The following is a 16,571-nucleotide window of genomic DNA, read 5'->3' on the forward strand; positions in this document are numbered from 1 at the left end:
CCGGATATCGACTATCGAGGGCGCCGGATGACGCTGATGCCGGGGGACGCAAGACACGTCACCCGGCATCCGGGGTTACATCGACCAGTCGAGCCGCAGCCCGATCGTGCGCGGGCGCAGGATGGAGGCATAAGGCGCGAAAGGCTCGTCGAGAATAGCGTATTTGTTGAAGATGTTATTGGCAAACGCCGTCAACGTGAAGCCTGCCGGGAACTGGTAGGCAGCGCGCAGGTCGAACTGGTTGAAGCCGCCGCGATAGTACAGTTCGTCGAAGGTGGTCGGCGCTTTCGATTCGTATCGGTGGGCCAGTTCGATCCGCAGCGGTCCCTTGACACCCATCGGCGTGACCGTGACGGTGTTCGCCACCATCCACGGCGAGGAGCCCGGAAGGCGCGTGCCTGCCGCATAGCCGCCAAGGCCGTTGGCGGCGAAGTCGTAAGGCACGAAAGTCGTCACCTTGGCATCGTCATAGGTAACCGAGGTGCTCAGTGCCAGCTGAGGCAATGCCTGCAGCGAGGCGGCGAACTCGACACCCTGACTGCGTGCGCCGCCGGCATTGATCACATAGGAGTAGTAGGGCGAGCTGGTGTAGAACTCGCGCACCTGCATGTTCTTCCAGTCCATCCGGAACAGGGTGAGGTCCGTGGTCAGGCGTCCGCCCAGCAGCGTCCCGCGCGCACCCAGTTCGTAGTTGTAGACCTTGTCGCTGCCATAGGAGCGCGGCAGCGTGGTGAGGATCGCCGCGTTCGGGTTCGCACCGCCGACGCGGAAGCCCTGCGAATAGGTGGCATAGACCATGAGGTGCTGGTCGGGGCGGTAGCTCAGCGTCACTTTGGGGGTGAAGCCGTCTTCCTTCTGGTTGACGCTGAAGCTGGACGATGTTGCGGTGTAGGTCGCATATCCGGCATCGACATCGGCATAGGTTGTGCCCGGCGCATTGGTGACACCGGCGTTGATGCTGGTGTTGTAGTAGCGTCCGCCCAGCGTCAGCTTGAGGCTGGGCAGGAAGGCATAGGTCACTTCGCCGAAGATGCCGAAATCCTTGGCCGTCTGCGTGGTGTAGTAGCCATAGATCTGGTCGCCCGGTGCGATCACCGAACCCGAGATGCCATCGTACAGATCCGGGTTCGCATCGACGAAGTCCTCGGCACCGGCCTGGTATTCGTAGTCGTTGGTATGGCGCTTGGAGACCATGTAGGACGTGCCGATGATCCAGCTGAGCGGGCCGTTACCCTTTGAGGTAAGACGCGCCTCGATCGAGCGGATGAGGCCCTTGGCATTGCCAACGGCGTGCGTCGTGTCTGCCAGAGGCAGCGCGGCGGCGTAAGAATAGACGTAATCGTTCGACTTCTTGTCGAGCGCGCCGATCACGGTCAGGTCCGCGAAGTCGCCCAGCCCCTGATCCAGACGCAGGCTGTGGATCTGGATGTTGGTGTGCTGCGGCTCCAGCGTGTAGATGCCGGTCTTCGACAGCGATCCGGCATTGGCATAAGTCTGGTCTGCCAGCGAGGTTTCCTGATGCATGATCAGGTAGCTGATCTTGGTGTCGGGCGCCGGGGTGAACACCACCGAGCCGCGATAGCCGCGCGTGGTCAGATCGTTGGCGGCCTTCACGCCCGCGTCCACGTTGTCGATGTAGCCCGAATCGTAGCGCTGGAACGCCATCAGGCGCACGGCCAGCGTGTCCTTGATCACAGGAATGTTGATCATGCCCTTGATTGCGTAGTTCACGTTGCCGTTGTTATGCTTGGTGGTGCCGATCAGGCCCTCGGCGGCGGCATCGTACTTGGACGCATCGGCGGTGTTGACGACGTAGTTCACCAGACCGCCCAGCGTCGAGGCGCCGAACAGCGTGCCCTGCGGACCGCGCAGAACCTCGACGCGCTCAAGGTCGAAGGTATCCACATCCGGCAGCGCGATCGGGAAGCCGGGCTCGGTCAGCGGGATCTGGTTCAGGTAGTAACCGACGGTCGGCTGTCCCTGATCGTGGTAGGTCGTGGTCGAAATGCCGCGGATCACCACTTCGGAGATGCCGGGCTGGTAGTCGTTGAACTGCACGCCGGGCAGGCGGGTGATGTAGTCCGAAAGGCTCTGCGCGCCGGACTTCAGGAACTGTGCCTGCGTGACCGCGCTGATCGCCAGCGGAACCGACTGGATCGTCTCGTTTCGCTTGGTAGCGGTAACGACGATGGCATTGGGATCCTGCGCATCGGCTGCGGCCTTGGTCCCCGCATTATCGCTGGCTGTCTGCGCCGAGGCCGATGTCGCGGTAAGCGCGCCTGCCAGAAACGCGAGGCTGAGCGCGGCATGCCCGGCAAGGCCCGTGCTGTTGAGATAACGACTGATCATTGACCACCCCTGATAGCGAGCGGGTGCCGACGCGCGGGCGCCGGTCTTCCCCCCATGTTGAACCCTGTATTCCCCCTGATGCCTCTTGCGGGCTGCTGCTGCCGGTCTTGCCGACGTCAGTTTCGGTAGTGGCAGGTTCCTAGGAAGTTGGTCTGGTAAAAACATCCAGTCTGACAATGCCAAGGGGGCCAAGTGGTCCAGCATTGGCTGTTCTGATCTAATGACTGGACCCGCTTGCCCGGTTCAGTGCCCCAACCCTCCGGCCCGTGCGAGCGCTTCTACGGCGGCTTGCGCTTCGGGGGGCGTGAAACTGCCGAAGCCAATGCGCAGGCCACGCTCGGCGCCGGGCCGGGCGATGAACGATGCCGATGGTGCCAGCGTCAGCTTGTGCATGGCCGCATTGGCCTCGATCCGGTCCAGCAGGTGGCCATCGGGAAAGCGCAGCCAGAAGGCGAGGCCGCCGTCGGGCACGCGAAAATCGACATGGCCGCCCAGTTCGGACCGCAGCAGGTCGGCAAAGGCGAGGCGGCGTTCCGCATAGATCTGCGTGGCGCGCCTTGCATGACGGCGCAGTTCACCGTCGCTGATCAGTTCGACGACCGCTTCCTCGATCAGGCTGTTGCCCATGCCGTCGGTCAGCGACACCCCATGGGCGATGGCATCGATGACCGATGCCGGCGCGGCGACGTAGCCCACCCGGAGCGCTGGCAGCAGCAGCTTGGACAGCGATCCGACATAGATCACGCGGTCCAGTGCGTAGCTGGCCATCGGCAGCAGCGGCTGGGTCTCGAAATGGAACTCGTGGTCGTAGTCGTCCTCGATCACCGCGAAGCGGAACTGCCGGGCCAGTTCCAGCAGGCGCAGGCGACCTTCTGGGCGCAGTGCGATCGTCGTCGGGAACTGGTGATGGGGCGTCAGGAAGATCGCGCGGACCCGGTGTGCGCGGCAGGCGGCTTCGACCGCGTGGGTGTCGATGCCATGCTCGGTCAGCGGAACGCCCACGACGCGGGCGCCCAGCGCGGTGAAGGCCGCGACGGCAGGCTCGTAGGTCAGTTCCTCGACGATCACCGTATCGCCCGGTGAAAGCAGCGCCTGCGCGGCAAGGAATATCGCGTTCTGGCTGCCGCGCGTGATGCAGATGTTCTCGGCCTCGACATTGAGGCCCCGCTCGCCCCGCAGCATCGTCGCGATTTCCTCGCGCAGACGCGGCGATCCGCGCGGGTCGCGATAGAGCAACCCGTTGTCGCGCGTGCCGCGCAGGACCGCGCTGCGCAGCGCCCGGGCCAGAACGTCGGTGGAGAACAGGCGTCCGTCCGGCGAGCCTTCGTTGATCTTGATGCCGCCCGCGCTCGGCATGGCGAGCGGGCGGGCAGGCGGCTGGTGGACGAAGTAGTCGGGGCGGACCGGGCCAGCCTGCGCGACGGGAGGCTGTTCCGGACGCCGCAGCCCGGCCATCTCGCGGGCGACTACCGTGCCGCGCGTACCCCGCGATTCCAGCCACCCTTGCGCGATCAGGTCTTCGTAAGCGAGGACCACGGTCTTGCGGTTGACGCCCAGAATATCCGCGAGTTGCCGACTGCTGGGAAGGAAGGTTTCCGCAGCAAGGCGGCCGCGCTCGATCTCGTGGACGATCGCATGGGCGATCTGGAGATAGAGCGGGGTCGAACGAGCAGGATCGATCCGGCCCAGCGTGATTTTCCAGGGGCGCAGCATTGGTCTACCCTGAGGCCAATGTCATGGCCTTGGCAAGGGGCCAGTGCCATCCGGCGGCACGGCGCCTGATTCCCGGCCTGAGGCAAAGCGCCGCATCCAGTCGGTCAGCGCGGTATCCGGGTGATTGCGCAGGATCGCGGAGAAAACCCGATCATCCTCGTCCTGCCCCAGCTTGAAGCGGCCGGTCAGCCCGGTGACGCGCGCGCGAAAGGCGATTACCTGCTGGGCCATGCCGTCGTAACGGGGGCCGAGTTCGGCGCTGGACCAGCCATCGCCTTCCATCGCAGTGACCAGTGCAGACAGCGCGTTGTGCGTTTCATCAGGCAGGAAGCTGATTTCGGCCTGCAAAACCAGATGCGCGAAGTTCCAGGTCGGTGCCCAGTTGCGTCGCTCGGCGTGCGAGGGCGAGACGTAACCGGAGGGGCCGTTGATCAAGATTCTTGCTGAAGGATTTTGGACCAGGGCCGCGTGCAGGGGGTTACGACGCGCGACGTGGCCAAGCAGGCTGACCAGTTGCCCGGCATCGTCGTATTCGCCCAGCAAAGGCAGAACGCTGGCCTCGCCGTCAGCACTGGTGATCCACGCAAGCGGATATTGCGCGATCAGATCGCGGACGTCGGTGTGGTCGAACAGATCGAAAGCGTGCCCCATTGGCCCGGTACTCGGGGCTGTCGGCTTCGGCTGCAAGTACCAAGTTGAAAATGAGGACAGGTCCAGTCTGGCCCCCCTGGCATGATGAAACTGGTACTTTCAAGGGGCCGATGAGGGGGCCATTGTCCCGCGCATTCAATTGAGGCCGAACGAAGGATATGGACATGATCGACAGGCGCAGGATGCTCGCAGGGACGGGGCTGCTGGCGGGAACGGCGGCGGCCATGTCCAATGCTGCATGGGGTGCGGCCGGTCGTGCACTGGCGGCCGAGCGCGTTCTGGACGTTGCCTATATCAATGCCAGGGTCTGGACGGCCAACCCCCTCCAGCCGAGGACCGATGCGATCGGCCTTGCCGGCAACCGCATCGTAGCGCTCGGGCAGGAGGCGGTGCGGGCCGCGATCGGCAAGGGAACGCGCGTGGTCGATCTGCAGGGGGCTTTCGTCAGCCCCGGTTTCATCGACAACCACACCCATTTCATGATCGCCTCGACCACGCTGTCGCAGCCCGATCTGCTGTCGTCGAAAGATCGTGCGGATTTCGTTTCGCGGCTCGGCAAAGTGGCGCACGATAAGCCGGGCAAGTGGATCCTGGGCGGCAGCTGGGACGAGCAGCGCCTGGGTGGCGGCCTGCCGGACAAGAGCTGGATCGATGCCGCGACGGGAGATACCCCGGTCGCCGTCCCACGTACCGACCTGCACATGTATCTGTGCAATTCGGCGGCGCTGCGGCTTGCCGGGATCACCCGCAATACCCCCGATGTTCCCGGCGGCGAGATCGGGCGCGATGCCTCCGGCGAACCGAACGGCATTCTCAAGGACAATGCCAAGCAACTGGTGGAGCGGGTGATCCCGCAGCCGACCGATGCCGAACGCGATGCGACGATGCGCGAAGGGATCAGCTGGGCTCTGGCTCACGGTTTCACGCAGGTCCACACGCCCGAGCCGTTCGATTGGGTGACGTTCGATACGGCGCGGCGCGTGCGTGCCAAGGGGCCGACGGACCTGCGCTTCCTGTGCATGGTCCCGGCGCGCGACTGGGAAAAACTTGCCGCGATCATCGCCAAGGAAGGCAAGGGCGATGAATGGGTGCGCTGGGGTGCGGTCAAGGCGCTGGCCGACGGCTCGCTGGGCTCGCGCACGGCGCGCTTCCACCAGCCCTACACCGATGCACCGGGCGTCTACGGCAACTGGGTGACGCAGCCTGACGAACTTCGGGCGCAGGTTTTCGGCGCGGACAAAGCCGGTCTGCAGGTGGCGATCCATGCCATCGGCGATGCCGCCAACGACCTTGCACTGGACGTCTTTGCCGAGACCGAAGCACGCAACGGCCCGCGTGACCGGCGCGGGCGTATCGAACACGCCCAGCACCTGACCGCTGCGGCGCTGCCGCGTTTCGCCGCGCAGAAGGTCATCGCTTCGGTCCAGCCTTATCACGCGATCGACGATGGTCGCTGGGCCGTCGATCGGATCGGTGAGGAACGGCTTGAGCGTACCTATGCTTTCGGCTCACTGCTGGAGACGGGGGCGACCGTGACTTTCGGTTCTGATTGGCCGGTGGCCCCGCTCGATGCGCGTCAGGGGATTTATGCGGCTGTCGCGCGCGAGACGATCGACGGGAAGAACCCGCAAGGGTGGCTGGCGGACCAGAAGGTATCGGTGGAACAGGCGCTGACCTGCTATACCCGCAACAATGCCTTCGCCGGTTTTCAGGAGCGCGATCACGGCCGCATCGCACCCGGTTTCATCGCCGATCTTACCGTGCTGGGCGCCGATCCGTTCGAGATCGAGCCGAACGCCATTCCGAAGATCGAGATCCTGCGCACGCTGGTCGATGGCAAGGAGCGTTATACGGCCTGATCGGCCTGCCGGTTTCCCCCGTCCCCCCGGCCGGGCGATACGCGCTCGCGTTTGTCGCGCGTATCGTTAAAGGCACAAGGGCGCATCGCCGATGCAATGGACAGGAAATGGGGCGACGATGAAACTCGGGTACGTGCGCGTCAGCGAGAGCGAAACGCATCACGACACGCAACTTGCGGCGCTGCAGGACGCAGGTGCCGTGCGGATATGGCAGGATCGCGGGGTCTCCGGCTCGGCGGTTCTGAAGCCGGCGTACCGCGAGATGCTCGATTATGCGCAGCCCGGTGACGAGATCGTTGTCTGGCGTCTGGATCGCCTCGCCCGCTCGCTGGGAACGCTGATGATCGAGCTGGACGATCTGGCGCAGCGTTCGCTGGGGCTCCATGCGCTTGGGGAAGGCATCGCCTCCCCCGCAGGGGACGGCGGCGCGTTCTTCCAGGCCGTGTCCGCCTTTCGCCGGTTCGAGCGCGATGCTCTGCAAGAGCGGGCCGAGGCCGAGCGATACGCGGCAGACAGGCGGAGTCATTCCGAGGCGTAATGTAACTGCAAGCTCCGCTGGATCAGGCCGGCTCCCGTGTTTCCTCGATCGCCTCGTGCAGCGCTGCGGTGCGACCCGCAAACGGGCAGACCAGCCGCCCGCTTGCCAGTTCGCGCTCGGCCAGCTGGACCGTTTCGAGACATACACCCAGACCGTCCACAGCAGCGACGATGGCCATGAAGCTGCGGTCGTACGCAAGGTGCGTTGGAATGTCTGCTGCCCTGTGCGAGGCGCGTATTTGCCAAGCCGGCATGGCGAGCAAATTTTTCCTTCCCTTTCAAACCAGTGAATAAAGGCTCTCATCATGGATCTCGGACTCAAGGACAAGAAAGTGATCGTCAGCGGCGGTTCGCGCGGGATTGGCCGTGCTATCGTCGAGACGTTTCTGGCGGAGGGCGCGGCGGTATCCTTCTGCGCGCGCGATGCGGCGGGCATCGCCGCTGCGGAGCAGGCGCTGGCGGGGCGTGCCAGCGGCGCGGTGGTGGACGTGACCGATGTCGAGGCCATGCGTGCCTGGGTTGTCGCTGCAGGTGAGGCGATGGGCGGTATCGATGTCGTCGTGCCCAATGTCAGCGCTCTGGCAGGCGGCGGCGATCTTGATACCTGGCGCCGCGCGTTCGAGACCGATCTGCTCGGCAGCGTGTCGATGGTCACGGCGGCGCTGCCGTTTCTCAAGGCATCCGATGCAGCTTCAGTGGTGCTGATTTCGAGCGTATCGGGGCGCGAGGTGGACATGTTCGCCGAGCCTTACGGCGTGCTCAAGGCAGCGCTCATCCACTATGGCAAGACGCTTTCGGTTCGCCACGCGTCCGATGGCATCCGCGTCAACACCGTCTCGCCGGGGAATGTCTATTTCAGCGACGGCGTATGGGGCAAGATCGAGCGCGAAACGCCCGAGGTTTTCGCGCAGTGCATGGCCCAGAACCCGCTCGGCCGGATGGCAACGCCGCACGAAGTGGCCAACGCCGTTGCGTTCTTGGCGAGTTCTGCGGCCAGCTTCACGACCGGAACCGATCTGCTGGTCGATGGCGGACTGACGCGCGGCGTGCAGTTCTGACAGCGCACCATCCATAGTGTGCGGCGATACCGGGCGCATGTTCTTTGTGACAGGCTTGGTATCGCCCTTCGGTGCCGGACTCCGGCTCGGCCCCCGGTTCTGTCCACGCCGCGCGGTACTTTGATCGGGATAATATGCCCGATCATATGCAAATACTATGCGGGCCGGGTTTTGCCTGTCTCGCATTTCAACGATACCTGATCCTAATGGCTCTGCTGAACCCGCCGTGCGCCGCGTCTGTTTGCGGTGCAGCGGTTCAGGAGCATTACCCATGCAGGACATCCTCTGGATCGGCCTGACCCTCGTGTTGCTGGTGGCGAGCCTTGGCTACGTCGCGCTGTGCAACAAGGCATGAGGGGGCAGCGACCATGACCATCGATCTGTGGCTGGCGGGACTGACCGCGCTAGGCCTTCTCGTCTATCTCGTCGCCGTGCTCGCACGGCCCGAACGGTTCTGAGGGGGGGCATCTCATGACCCTTCAGACCATGACCTTACAGGGATGGCTGCTGATTGCAGTCTTCGTCGGCGTGCTGCTGGCGATCACCAAGCCGATGGGGCTGTGGCTCCATACGCTGTACGAAGGCCGCCGCACGCCGCTGCATGTGGTGCTGGGGCCGGTGGAGCGCGGGTTCTACAAGCTGGCCGGGATCGACCCGGACGAGGACCAGTCGTGGAAGCGCTATGCGATCCATATGCTGGTGTTCAGCGCAGTCGCACTGCTGCTGACCTACGTCCTGCTGCGCGCGCAGGCCTCGCTGCCGCTCAACGGCCTTGGCTATGCCGGGATCGGCGCGGACGGGGCGTTCAACACCGCCGTCAGCTTCACCACCAACACCAACTGGCAGTGGTATTCGGGCGAGGCGGCGATGAGCAATCTCTCGCAGATGCTCGCCCTCACGCTGCACAATTTCCTGTCCGCGGCGACTGGTATCGCGCTGGCCTTTGCGCTGTTCCGCGGCTTTGCGCGCAGGAGTGCCACGGGCATCGGCAACTTCTGGGCCGATATCACGCGCATCACGCTCTATCTGCTGCTGCCGATCTGCGTGGCTTACACGATCTACCTGATCGCCAGCGGCGTTCCCCAGACTCTGGCCGCCTCGGTCGACGTCTCGACGCTGGAAGGCGTCAAACAGACGCTGGCGCTGGGCCCGGTCGCTTCGCAGGAGGCGATCAAGATGCTGGGCACCAACGGTGGCGGCTTCTTCAACGCCAACTCCGCGCATCCCTTCGAGAACCCGAGCGCGATGACCAACCTTGTCCAGATGCTGTCGATCTTCTGGATCGGCACGGGTCTGACCTGGTGCTTCGGCAAGGCCGTGGGCAACCCGCGTCAGGGCTGGGCGATCCTGGCGGCGATGATGACGATCTTCCTGGTCGGTGTTCTGGTCGTCTATTCGCAGGAAGCGGCGGGCAATCCGGTCCTCCATCACCTTGGCGTCGCAGGCGGCAACATGGAAGGCAAGGAAGTGCGCTTCGGCATTGTGGCCAGCGCGCTGTTCTCCGTCGTTACCACAGCGGCCTCGTGCGGCGCGGTCAACGCCATGCATGACAGCTTCACGGCGCTGGGCGGCATGATCCCGCTGTTCAACATCCAGCTGGGCGAAGTGGTCGTCGGCGGCGTGGGCGCAGGCATCTACGGTTTCCTGCTGTTCGCGATCCTGGCCGTCTTCGTGGCGGGCCTGATGGTGGGCCGCACGCCCGAGTACGTCGGCAAGAAGATCGAGAGCCGCGAGGTCAAGCTGGCCGTTCTGGCGATCGCGGTGCTGCCGCTGGTGATCCTGGGGATGACGGCGCTGGCGTCAGTCTTGCCTGCCGGGCTTGCGGGGCCGCTCAACAAGGGGCCGCACGGCTTTTCAGAGATTCTCTATGCCTTCACCAGCGCAGTGGGCAACAACGGCTCGGCCTTTGCCGGGCTCAGCGCGGGAACACCGTTCTATAACGGCATGCTGGGCGTTGCCATGTGGCTTGGCCGCTTCTTCGTTGTCGTGCCCATGCTGGCGATCGCGGGCAGCCTTGCCGCCAAGAAATACACCCCCGAGACCGCAGGCAGCTTCCCCACCACGGGTCTGCTGTGGACGGGCCTCCTGATCGGCATCGTGCTGATCGTCGGCGGCCTGACCTTCCTGCCCAGCCTCGCCCTTGGCCCCATCGCCGATCATCTCGCGATGATCCATGGCCAGCTCTTCTGAGGACTTGACCGATATGTCCCGGACTCAAAACAAATCGCTGTTCACCGCAGACCTGATCGTTCCGGCGATCGGCGATGCCTTCCGCAAACTCGATCCCCGCGAACTGATCCGTAACCCGGTGATGTTCACGACGGCCGTCGTCGCGCTGTTGCTGACGGTGCTGCTGGTGGTCGGCCACGATGGCCTGACCGTCGGCTTCAAGCTGCAACTGGTCGTATGGCTGTGGTTGACGGTGCTGTTCGGCACCTTTGCTGAGGCCATTGCCGAAGGTCGCGGCAAGGCGCAGGCCGCCAGCTTGCGCGCCACCAAGGCCGAACTGACCGCCAAGCGCCTCAAGGGCGATAGCGGCAGGTTCGAGGAAGTGCCCGCCAGTGCTCTGAAGAAGGGCGACGTGGTGCTGGTGCTGACGGGCGACCTGATCCCGTCGGATGGCGAAGTCGTCGCCGGTGTCGCCTCGGTCAACGAGGCCGCCATCACCGGCGAGAGCGCGCCTGTCATCCGCGAGGCGGGCGGTGATCGCTCGGCGGTGACGGCAGGCACCCGCGTGATCTCGGACGAAATCCGCGTGGCGGTTACGGTCAATCCGGGGCAGGGCTTCCTCGACCGGATGATCGCGCTGGTCGAAGGGGCCGAGCGCCAGAAGACCCCCAACGAGATCGCGCTCACCTTGTTGCTGGTCGGCCTGACGATCATCTTCCTGATTGCGGTCGCGACCATTCCGGGCTTTGCCAGCTATGCGGGCGGTTCGGTGCCGGTAGCCATTCTTGCGGCGCTGCTGATCACGCTGATCCCCACGACCATCGCCGCGCTGCTCTCGGCCATCGGCATTGCCGGGATGGACCGCCTCGTGCGCTTCAACGTACTGGCTAAGTCCGGCCGCGCGGTGGAAGCGGCGGGCGACGTCGACGTGCTGCTGCTGGACAAGACCGGCACGATCACCGTGGGGGATCGCCAGGCGACCGAGTTCCGTCCGGTATCGGGCGTCATGCCGCACGAACTGGCCGAAGCCGCGCTGATCGCCAGCCTTGCCGACGAAACGCCCGAAGGTCGCTCCATCGTGGTCCTCGCCCGTGAGAAGTTCGGGCAAACGGCCAGCGTTCTTCCCGAAGGCGCCGAGATCATCCCGTTCACCGCGCAGACCCGTATCTCGGGCGTCAATACGGGCGGTCGGGTGATCCAGAAGGGTGCCGTGCAGGCGATCCTCAAGGCCAATCCGGGCGCAGGCACGACCGCTTCGGCCACCGAACTGCGCCGCATCACCGACGAGATCGGCCGCATGGGCGGTACGCCGCTCGCCGTCGCGGTCGATGGACGCCTGCTGGGCGCGATCTTCCTCAAGGATATCGTCAAGGCGGGTATCCGCGAGCGCTTCGGGAACTTGCGCGCCATGGGCATCCGCACGGTGATGATCACCGGCGACAACCCGCTGACCGCCGCGTCCATCGCGGCGGAATCGGGCGTCGACGACTTCCTCGCCGAAGCCACGCCCGAGGACAAGCTGGCACTGATCCGCAAGGAACAGCAGGGCGGCCGCCTCGTCGCGATGTGCGGCGATGGCACCAACGATGCTCCGGCGCTTGCACAGGCCGACGTCGGCGTGGCCATGAACACCGGCACGCAGGCCGCGCGCGAGGCGGGCAACATGGTCGATCTCGACAGCGATCCGACCAAGCTGATCGAGGTCGTGGGTCTGGGCAAGCAGTTGCTGATGACGCGCGGCGCGCTGACGACGTTCTCGGTCGCCAACGACGTGGCCAAGTACTTCGCGATCATCCCGGCGATGTTCGTGGCGCTCTATCCGGGCCTGACCGTGCTGAACGTCATGCACCTCACCAGCCCGCAGAGCGCGATCCTTTCGGCGATCATCTTCAACGCGCTGATCATTCCCTGTCTGGTGCCGCTGGCCCTGAAGGGCGTGACCTACAAGCCGATGGGGGCAGGGCCGCTGCTGGCCCGTAACCTTGCGGTCTACGGCCTTGGCGGCCTGATCGCGCCGTTCATCGGCATCAAGCTCATTGACCTGGCCGTCGGCGGCCTGGGTCTCGCCTGAGGAGGCGGCAACATGACCAACGACATAACCACATCGCTGCGCCCCGCGCTCGTCATGACCGGCCTGTTCGCCGTGCTGCTGGGCATCGCCTATCCGCTGGCAATGACCGGCATCGGCCAGACGCTGTTTCCGAGGCAGGCCAACGGCAGTCTGGTGAAGGACGGAGACAAAGTGGTCGGCTCGACCGTGATCGGTCAGGCCTTCACCTCGGCGCGCTACTTCAACACCCGGCCTTCAGCGGCGGGCGCTTCAGCCAAGGGGGGCTACGACGGCCTCGCCTCGTCTGGCTCGAACCTCGGCCCCGCCTCCAAGGTTCTGCATGATCGCGTTCAGGGCGATGTTGCCAGGATGGAAGCCGCGCAGCCCGGAAAGACGATCCCCGCCGATCTGGTGACGACGTCAGGCTCGGGCCTCGACCCCGACATCACGCCCGAGGCGGCGTATTATCAGGCCGACCGCGTGGCGCGGGCGCGCGGGCTCAGCCCGCAGGCCGTGCAGCTGCTCATCACCCGGAGCATCGAGGAGCCGTTCCTCGGCTTCATCGGCGAGCGGCGGGTGAACGTGTTCGAACTCAATCGACGGCTGGATGCACTTCACGCTACACCAGCCCCGTGAACGACTGTCCGACCGATCCTGATCGCCCATCGCCCGAAGCCCTCCTGCGCGCCGCCGCGCAGGAGGGCAAAGGCCGTCTGAAGATCTTCCTCGGCGCCGCGCCGGGCGTGGGCAAGACGTGGGAAATGCTCACCGAAGGTCGCCAGCGCCGGGAGAGCGGCGTCGATGTAGTGGTCGGCGTAGTCGAAACCCATGGCCGCCGCGAGACCGAGGCACTGGTCCACGGACACGAGATCATCCCGCGCCGCACCGTCGATCACGCCGGGCACAGCCTTGGCGAAATGGATATCGACGCCATTCTGGCACGCCATCCCCAACTGGTGCTGGTGGACGAGCTGGCGCACACCAATGCGGGCCACAGCAAGGAGGGGGGAAGCCGCCACCCCAAGCGCTATCAGGATGTCGAGGAACTGCTCGATGCGGGGATCGACGTCTATTCCACGCTCAATATCCAGCACGTCGAGAGCCTGAACGACGTTGTCGCCTCGTTCACCCGTGTTCGCGTGCGCGAGACGGTGCCGGATTCGATCCTCGAACAGGCCGAGATCGAAGTCGTCGACATTCCGCCCGACGAACTGATCGAGCGTCTGAAGGACGGCAAGGTCTATGTCCCCCACGAGGCGACGCGGGCGCTGGGGCATTTCTTTTCCAAGACCAACCTCACCGCGCTTCGCGAACTGGCGCTGCGCCGCGCCGCACAGGCCGTCGATGCGCAGATGCTGGAGCATGTGCGGGCCAACGCGCTGGCGGGTAATTTCGCCATAGGCGAGCGGATCGTCGTTGCGATCAGCGAACAGCCGCATGCGGCGGGTCTCGTGCGGGCAGCCAAACGCATGGCCGATGCGCTGCGGGCTCCGTGGACGGCGGTGCATATCGAGACCCAGCGCGATCAGACGTTGACCGATGCCGAACGTCACCAACTGGCAGAAACGCTGGCGCTGGCTTCGCGTTTAGGCGCCTCGACCGCCAGTATCCCGGCGGTCGGCGTCGTCGAAGGCCTGAGCGGCTATGCGCGCGATGCCCGTGCGACGCAGATCGTGATCGGCAAGTCGGCGCGCTCCTGGTGGTTCGAGGCCCGGCATGGCTCGGTGGTGGACAGGCTGGTGCGTACCGTGGGGCAAGTGGCGGTCCACGTCCTGCCTTCGGACGACCAGAACCCTTCCGCTTCGGGCAGCAAGCCGAAACGGGAAAGGCGGCGAAGCAACTGGGGTGCTCCGCAGCACTACCTGTGGTCATTGCTGATGGTGGTGGCGATGACGGTGCTGGGCCGGGCGCTGCTGGAGGCCATCAACCTCGGCAATATCGCCTTGCTCTATCTGGTCCCGGTGATGTTCGCAGCGGCCTCGTTCTCGTTGCGGGCGGGGTTGTTCGCCGGTGTCGCCTCCAGCCTTGCCTACAACTTCTTCTTCCTGCCGCCGACCGGCACGCTGACCGTTTCCAACCCCGAGAACGTGATCTCGATCCTTGTGCTGCTGGGCGTGGCGGTCGTCACCAGCCAGTTCGCGGCAAGGGTGAGGGCGCAGGCCGATCTTGCCGGGTCCAGCGCGCGCCAGAATGCGGCGCTGGCCGGATTTTCGCGCCAGTTGACCACTGCCACGACACGCGACGAGCTGATGCAGGCGATCTGCAGCGAGGTCGCGCGTCTGCTGAACGTGCGCGCCGTGCTGCTGCAACCCTCGCCGAACGGTCCGCAACTCACCGCCGCCTGGCCGCCCGAGGACCGCCTCGACCAGATCGAACTGGCCGCAGCCCAGTGGACCATCGACAACGAACAGCCCGCAGGCCGGGGCTCGACGACGCTGACAGCTTCCGACTGGCTGTTCCATCCGCTGGGCGCATCTTTGGGCGCGCCTTCGGGTTCGGGGCGCGGGGTGCTGGGCGTCCTTGGCATCTCGCGCGAGAATGCCGGTGATCCGCTGCGTTCGGATGAAGTGCCGCTGCTGATGAGCCTGATCGATCAGGCTTCCATCGCGTTCGACCGGATGGCGCTGGAAGAGGAGAACCTCAAGGTGCAGGCGATCGGGGAGCGCGACCGGTTGCGCTCGGCGCTGCTCTCTTCGGTCAGTCACGATCTGCGGACGCCGCTCACCACGATCCTGTCCGCTGCGAAGGAGATGCGCAGGCACCCTTCCGAGGAGCTTGTCGAAACGATCGATGCCGAGGCGCAGCGTCTCAACCGGTTCGTCGCCAACCTGCTCGATATGGCGCGGGTGGAGGCGGGCGCGCTGCCGATGCGCCCCGAAGCGACGGATCTGTTCGATGCGGTGGCAGGCGCCGTACAGGATACCCGGGCCGCGTTGCAGGACCGGCGGATCGATCTGGAAATCGCCCCGGACATTCCGTTGGTGCGTCTCGATCCCGTGCTGCTCCACCACTGCCTCATCAACCTGCTCGACAATGCCGGGCGCTATGGCGATCCGGGCACGCCCATTCTGGTGCGTTGTACCCGCGCGTATGACGCCTTGCTTCTGTCGGTGATCGATCAGGGGCCCGGCATTTCCCCCGGACAGGAAAAGCGCGTGTTCGAGACCTTCACGCGGCTCGAAGGGTCCGACCGCGCGCGACACGGCACCGGGCTCGGGCTCGCTATCGTGAAGGGCTTCGCCGAAGCGATGGGGCTTGCGGTGGAGGCATCCAACAAGGCAGGTGCCGCCGAAGATACACGCGGCGCCTGTTTTACCATTCGTATCCCCGAGGCGTTGATCATCCGGCACCCGGACAATGAGGACATGGCATGAAATTGCGCCACAAGGTGCTTGTCGTCGATGACGAGGTTCATATCCGCCGCCTGATACAGGCAGCGCTGACACGCGGGGACTATGCCGTGGTGGAAGCCGGGAATGCACGCGATACCCTTGACCAGTTGCGACAGGAGCGGCCCGACGTGGTGCTTCTGGACCTTGGGCTGCCCGATCGCGATGGACTGGAACTGGTGCCGTTGATCAAGAAGGAGAGCGACGCCACGCTCATCATCGTCTCGGCACGAGAGGCGACCGACGAGAAGGTGGCCGCGCTCGATCTTGGCGCGGACGACTATCTGACGAAACCTTTCGATACCGATGAACTGCTTGCGCGTGTGCGTGTGGCGCTGCGCAACCGGGTGACGCGCGGCGGGGTCGCGGCTGCCGTGTCGGTGGGGGACATATCGATCGACCTGATCGAACGGCGGATCACCAGGGCAGGCGAGGAGGTACATCTCACGCCCAAGGAATACGCGGTCGTGGAACAGCTGGCCCAGCATCCGGGGCGCGTCATCACGCATACCCAGATCATGGCGCATGTCTGGCCTTCCGAGCACGAACGGCATGTCGAGTATCTGCGCGTGCTGGTGCGTACCTTGCGTCAGAAGCTGGAGATCGATCCGCAGCGCCCGCAGATCATCACCAACGAAGTCGGGATCGGGTATCGCTTGCGCATTCCGGCGGAGATGTCCGGCAGCTGACGTCGTCGACATGGGCTGGGCGGAACGTCTCGTGCAAAATCGCTGAATCCTATGCGATCTCAATGCGGGTGGACGGGTTCCCGTCTCGAAACGTTATGCGCGTGTGC

Annotated in this window: 13 protein-coding genes; 9 read left to right on the plus strand and 4 right to left on the minus strand. The window is 64.9% G+C overall.

Translation table 11 applies throughout. The features are described 5' to 3' along the window. Window positions 1–75: 75 nt before the first annotated feature. The 3 genes from AC3EC3_RS15575 to AC3EC3_RS15585 form a co-directional block, all read right to left on the minus strand. The gene (locus tag AC3EC3_RS15575; protein WP_488490512.1) at window positions 76–2,349 is read right to left on the minus strand and encodes a TonB-dependent receptor; all 2,274 of its coding nucleotides are present in this window, start codon (window positions 2,347–2,349) and stop codon (window positions 76–78) included. A 243-nt stretch (window positions 2,350–2,592) separates the two neighbouring features. Further along, window positions 2,593–4,062: a MocR-like pyridoxine biosynthesis transcription factor PdxR gene (gene pdxR / locus AC3EC3_RS15580; RefSeq protein WP_488490513.1), complete on the minus strand. Its 1,470-nt coding sequence runs from the start codon at window positions 4,060–4,062 to the stop codon at window positions 2,593–2,595. Window positions 4,063–4,083: 21 nt separating this feature from the next. After that, on the minus strand, window positions 4,084–4,713 hold the full coding sequence (locus AC3EC3_RS15585) for an FMN-binding negative transcriptional regulator (RefSeq protein ID WP_488490514.1): 630 nt from the start codon (window positions 4,711–4,713) through the stop codon (window positions 4,084–4,086). A gap of 164 nt (window positions 4,714–4,877) precedes the next feature. Here AC3EC3_RS15585 and AC3EC3_RS15590 point away from each other — a divergent pair, with 164 nt between their 5' ends. Continuing rightward, the gene (locus tag AC3EC3_RS15590) at window positions 4,878–6,572 is read left to right on the plus strand and encodes an amidohydrolase (RefSeq protein WP_488490515.1); all 1,695 of its coding nucleotides are present in this window, start codon (window positions 4,878–4,880) and stop codon (window positions 6,570–6,572) included. Between the two features lie 118 nt (window positions 6,573–6,690). Next, complete coding sequence (locus AC3EC3_RS15595; protein WP_488490516.1) at window positions 6,691–7,110, plus strand: recombinase family protein; 420 nt, start codon at window positions 6,691–6,693, stop codon at window positions 7,108–7,110. 22 nt (window positions 7,111–7,132) lie between these two features. Here the strand turns inward: AC3EC3_RS15595 and AC3EC3_RS15600 are convergent, their stop codons facing one another. Beyond that, a complete protein-coding gene (locus AC3EC3_RS15600; RefSeq protein ID WP_488490517.1) occupies window positions 7,133–7,288 on the minus strand; it encodes a hypothetical protein in 156 nt (51 codons plus the stop codon). A gap of 126 nt (window positions 7,289–7,414) precedes the next feature. On the opposite strand from AC3EC3_RS15600, the gene AC3EC3_RS15605 reads away from it, so the two are divergent. The 7 genes from AC3EC3_RS15605 to AC3EC3_RS15635 all read left to right on the plus strand — a co-directional run bounded on the left by AC3EC3_RS15605 (window position 7,415) and on the right by AC3EC3_RS15635 (window position 16,464). Next, window positions 7,415–8,167, plus strand: coding sequence for an SDR family NAD(P)-dependent oxidoreductase (locus AC3EC3_RS15605; RefSeq protein ID WP_488490518.1), 753 nt, complete (start codon window positions 7,415–7,417; stop codon window positions 8,165–8,167). A gap of 368 nt (window positions 8,168–8,535) precedes the next feature. Continuing rightward, the gene (gene kdpF / locus AC3EC3_RS15610; protein WP_095386356.1) at window positions 8,536–8,625 is read left to right on the plus strand and encodes a K(+)-transporting ATPase subunit F; all 90 of its coding nucleotides are present in this window, start codon (window positions 8,536–8,538) and stop codon (window positions 8,623–8,625) included. A gap of 28 nt (window positions 8,626–8,653) precedes the next feature. Continuing rightward, entirely contained in the window at window positions 8,654–10,357 is a 1,704-nt protein-coding gene (kdpA, locus tag AC3EC3_RS15615) for a potassium-transporting ATPase subunit KdpA (RefSeq protein ID WP_488490565.1), read from the plus strand. A 13-nt stretch (window positions 10,358–10,370) separates the two neighbouring features. Then, window positions 10,371–12,407 (plus strand): potassium-transporting ATPase subunit KdpB, encoded by a 2,037-nt coding sequence (gene kdpB, locus AC3EC3_RS15620; RefSeq protein ID WP_488490519.1) that lies wholly within the window; start codon window positions 10,371–10,373, stop codon window positions 12,405–12,407. Between the two features lie 12 nt (window positions 12,408–12,419). After that, window positions 12,420–13,022, plus strand: coding sequence for a potassium-transporting ATPase subunit KdpC (gene kdpC, locus AC3EC3_RS15625; RefSeq protein ID WP_488490520.1), 603 nt, complete (start codon window positions 12,420–12,422; stop codon window positions 13,020–13,022). Next, the gene (locus AC3EC3_RS15630) at window positions 13,019–15,760 is read left to right on the plus strand and encodes a DUF4118 domain-containing protein (RefSeq protein WP_488490521.1); all 2,742 of its coding nucleotides are present in this window, start codon (window positions 13,019–13,021) and stop codon (window positions 15,758–15,760) included. Before kdpC ends, AC3EC3_RS15630 begins: the two co-directional genes overlap by 4 nt. Further along, window positions 15,757–16,464: a response regulator gene (locus tag AC3EC3_RS15635; RefSeq protein ID WP_488490522.1), complete on the plus strand. Its 708-nt coding sequence runs from the start codon at window positions 15,757–15,759 to the stop codon at window positions 16,462–16,464. The genes AC3EC3_RS15630 and AC3EC3_RS15635 overlap by 4 nt, the downstream gene beginning before the upstream one ends. The last annotated feature ends 107 nt before the right edge of the window (window positions 16,465–16,571 follow it).

The sequence above is a fragment of the Novosphingobium sp. BAM6 genome, assembly GCF_057784955.1.

Bases quoted from the DNA above. Each gene is read 5' to 3' on its own strand.
- AC3EC3_RS15575 (WP_488490512.1), bottom strand. From the start codon at position 2,349: ATGATCAGTCGTTATCTCAACAGCACGGGCCTTGCCGGGCATGCCGCG.
- pdxR (WP_488490513.1), bottom strand. From the start codon at position 4,062: ATGCTGCGCCCCTGGAAAATCACGCTGGGCCGGATCGATCCTGCTCGT.
- AC3EC3_RS15585 (WP_488490514.1), bottom strand. From the start codon at position 4,713: ATGGGGCACGCTTTCGATCTGTTCGACCACACCGACGTCCGCGATCTG.
- AC3EC3_RS15590 (WP_488490515.1), top strand. From the start codon at position 4,878: ATGATCGACAGGCGCAGGATGCTCGCAGGGACGGGGCTGCTGGCGGGA.
- AC3EC3_RS15595 (WP_488490516.1), top strand. From the start codon at position 6,691: ATGAAACTCGGGTACGTGCGCGTCAGCGAGAGCGAAACGCATCACGAC.
- AC3EC3_RS15600 (WP_488490517.1), bottom strand. From the start codon at position 7,288: ATGGCCATCGTCGCTGCTGTGGACGGTCTGGGTGTATGTCTCGAAACG.
- AC3EC3_RS15605 (WP_488490518.1), top strand. From the start codon at position 7,415: ATGGATCTCGGACTCAAGGACAAGAAAGTGATCGTCAGCGGCGGTTCG.
- kdpF (WP_095386356.1), top strand. From the start codon at position 8,536: ATGACCATCGATCTGTGGCTGGCGGGACTGACCGCGCTAGGCCTTCTC.
- kdpA (WP_488490565.1), top strand. From the start codon at position 8,654: ATGACCTTACAGGGATGGCTGCTGATTGCAGTCTTCGTCGGCGTGCTG.
- kdpB (WP_488490519.1), top strand. From the start codon at position 10,371: ATGTCCCGGACTCAAAACAAATCGCTGTTCACCGCAGACCTGATCGTT.
- kdpC (WP_488490520.1), top strand. From the start codon at position 12,420: ATGACCAACGACATAACCACATCGCTGCGCCCCGCGCTCGTCATGACC.
- AC3EC3_RS15635 (WP_488490522.1), top strand. From the start codon at position 15,757: ATGAAATTGCGCCACAAGGTGCTTGTCGTCGATGACGAGGTTCATATC.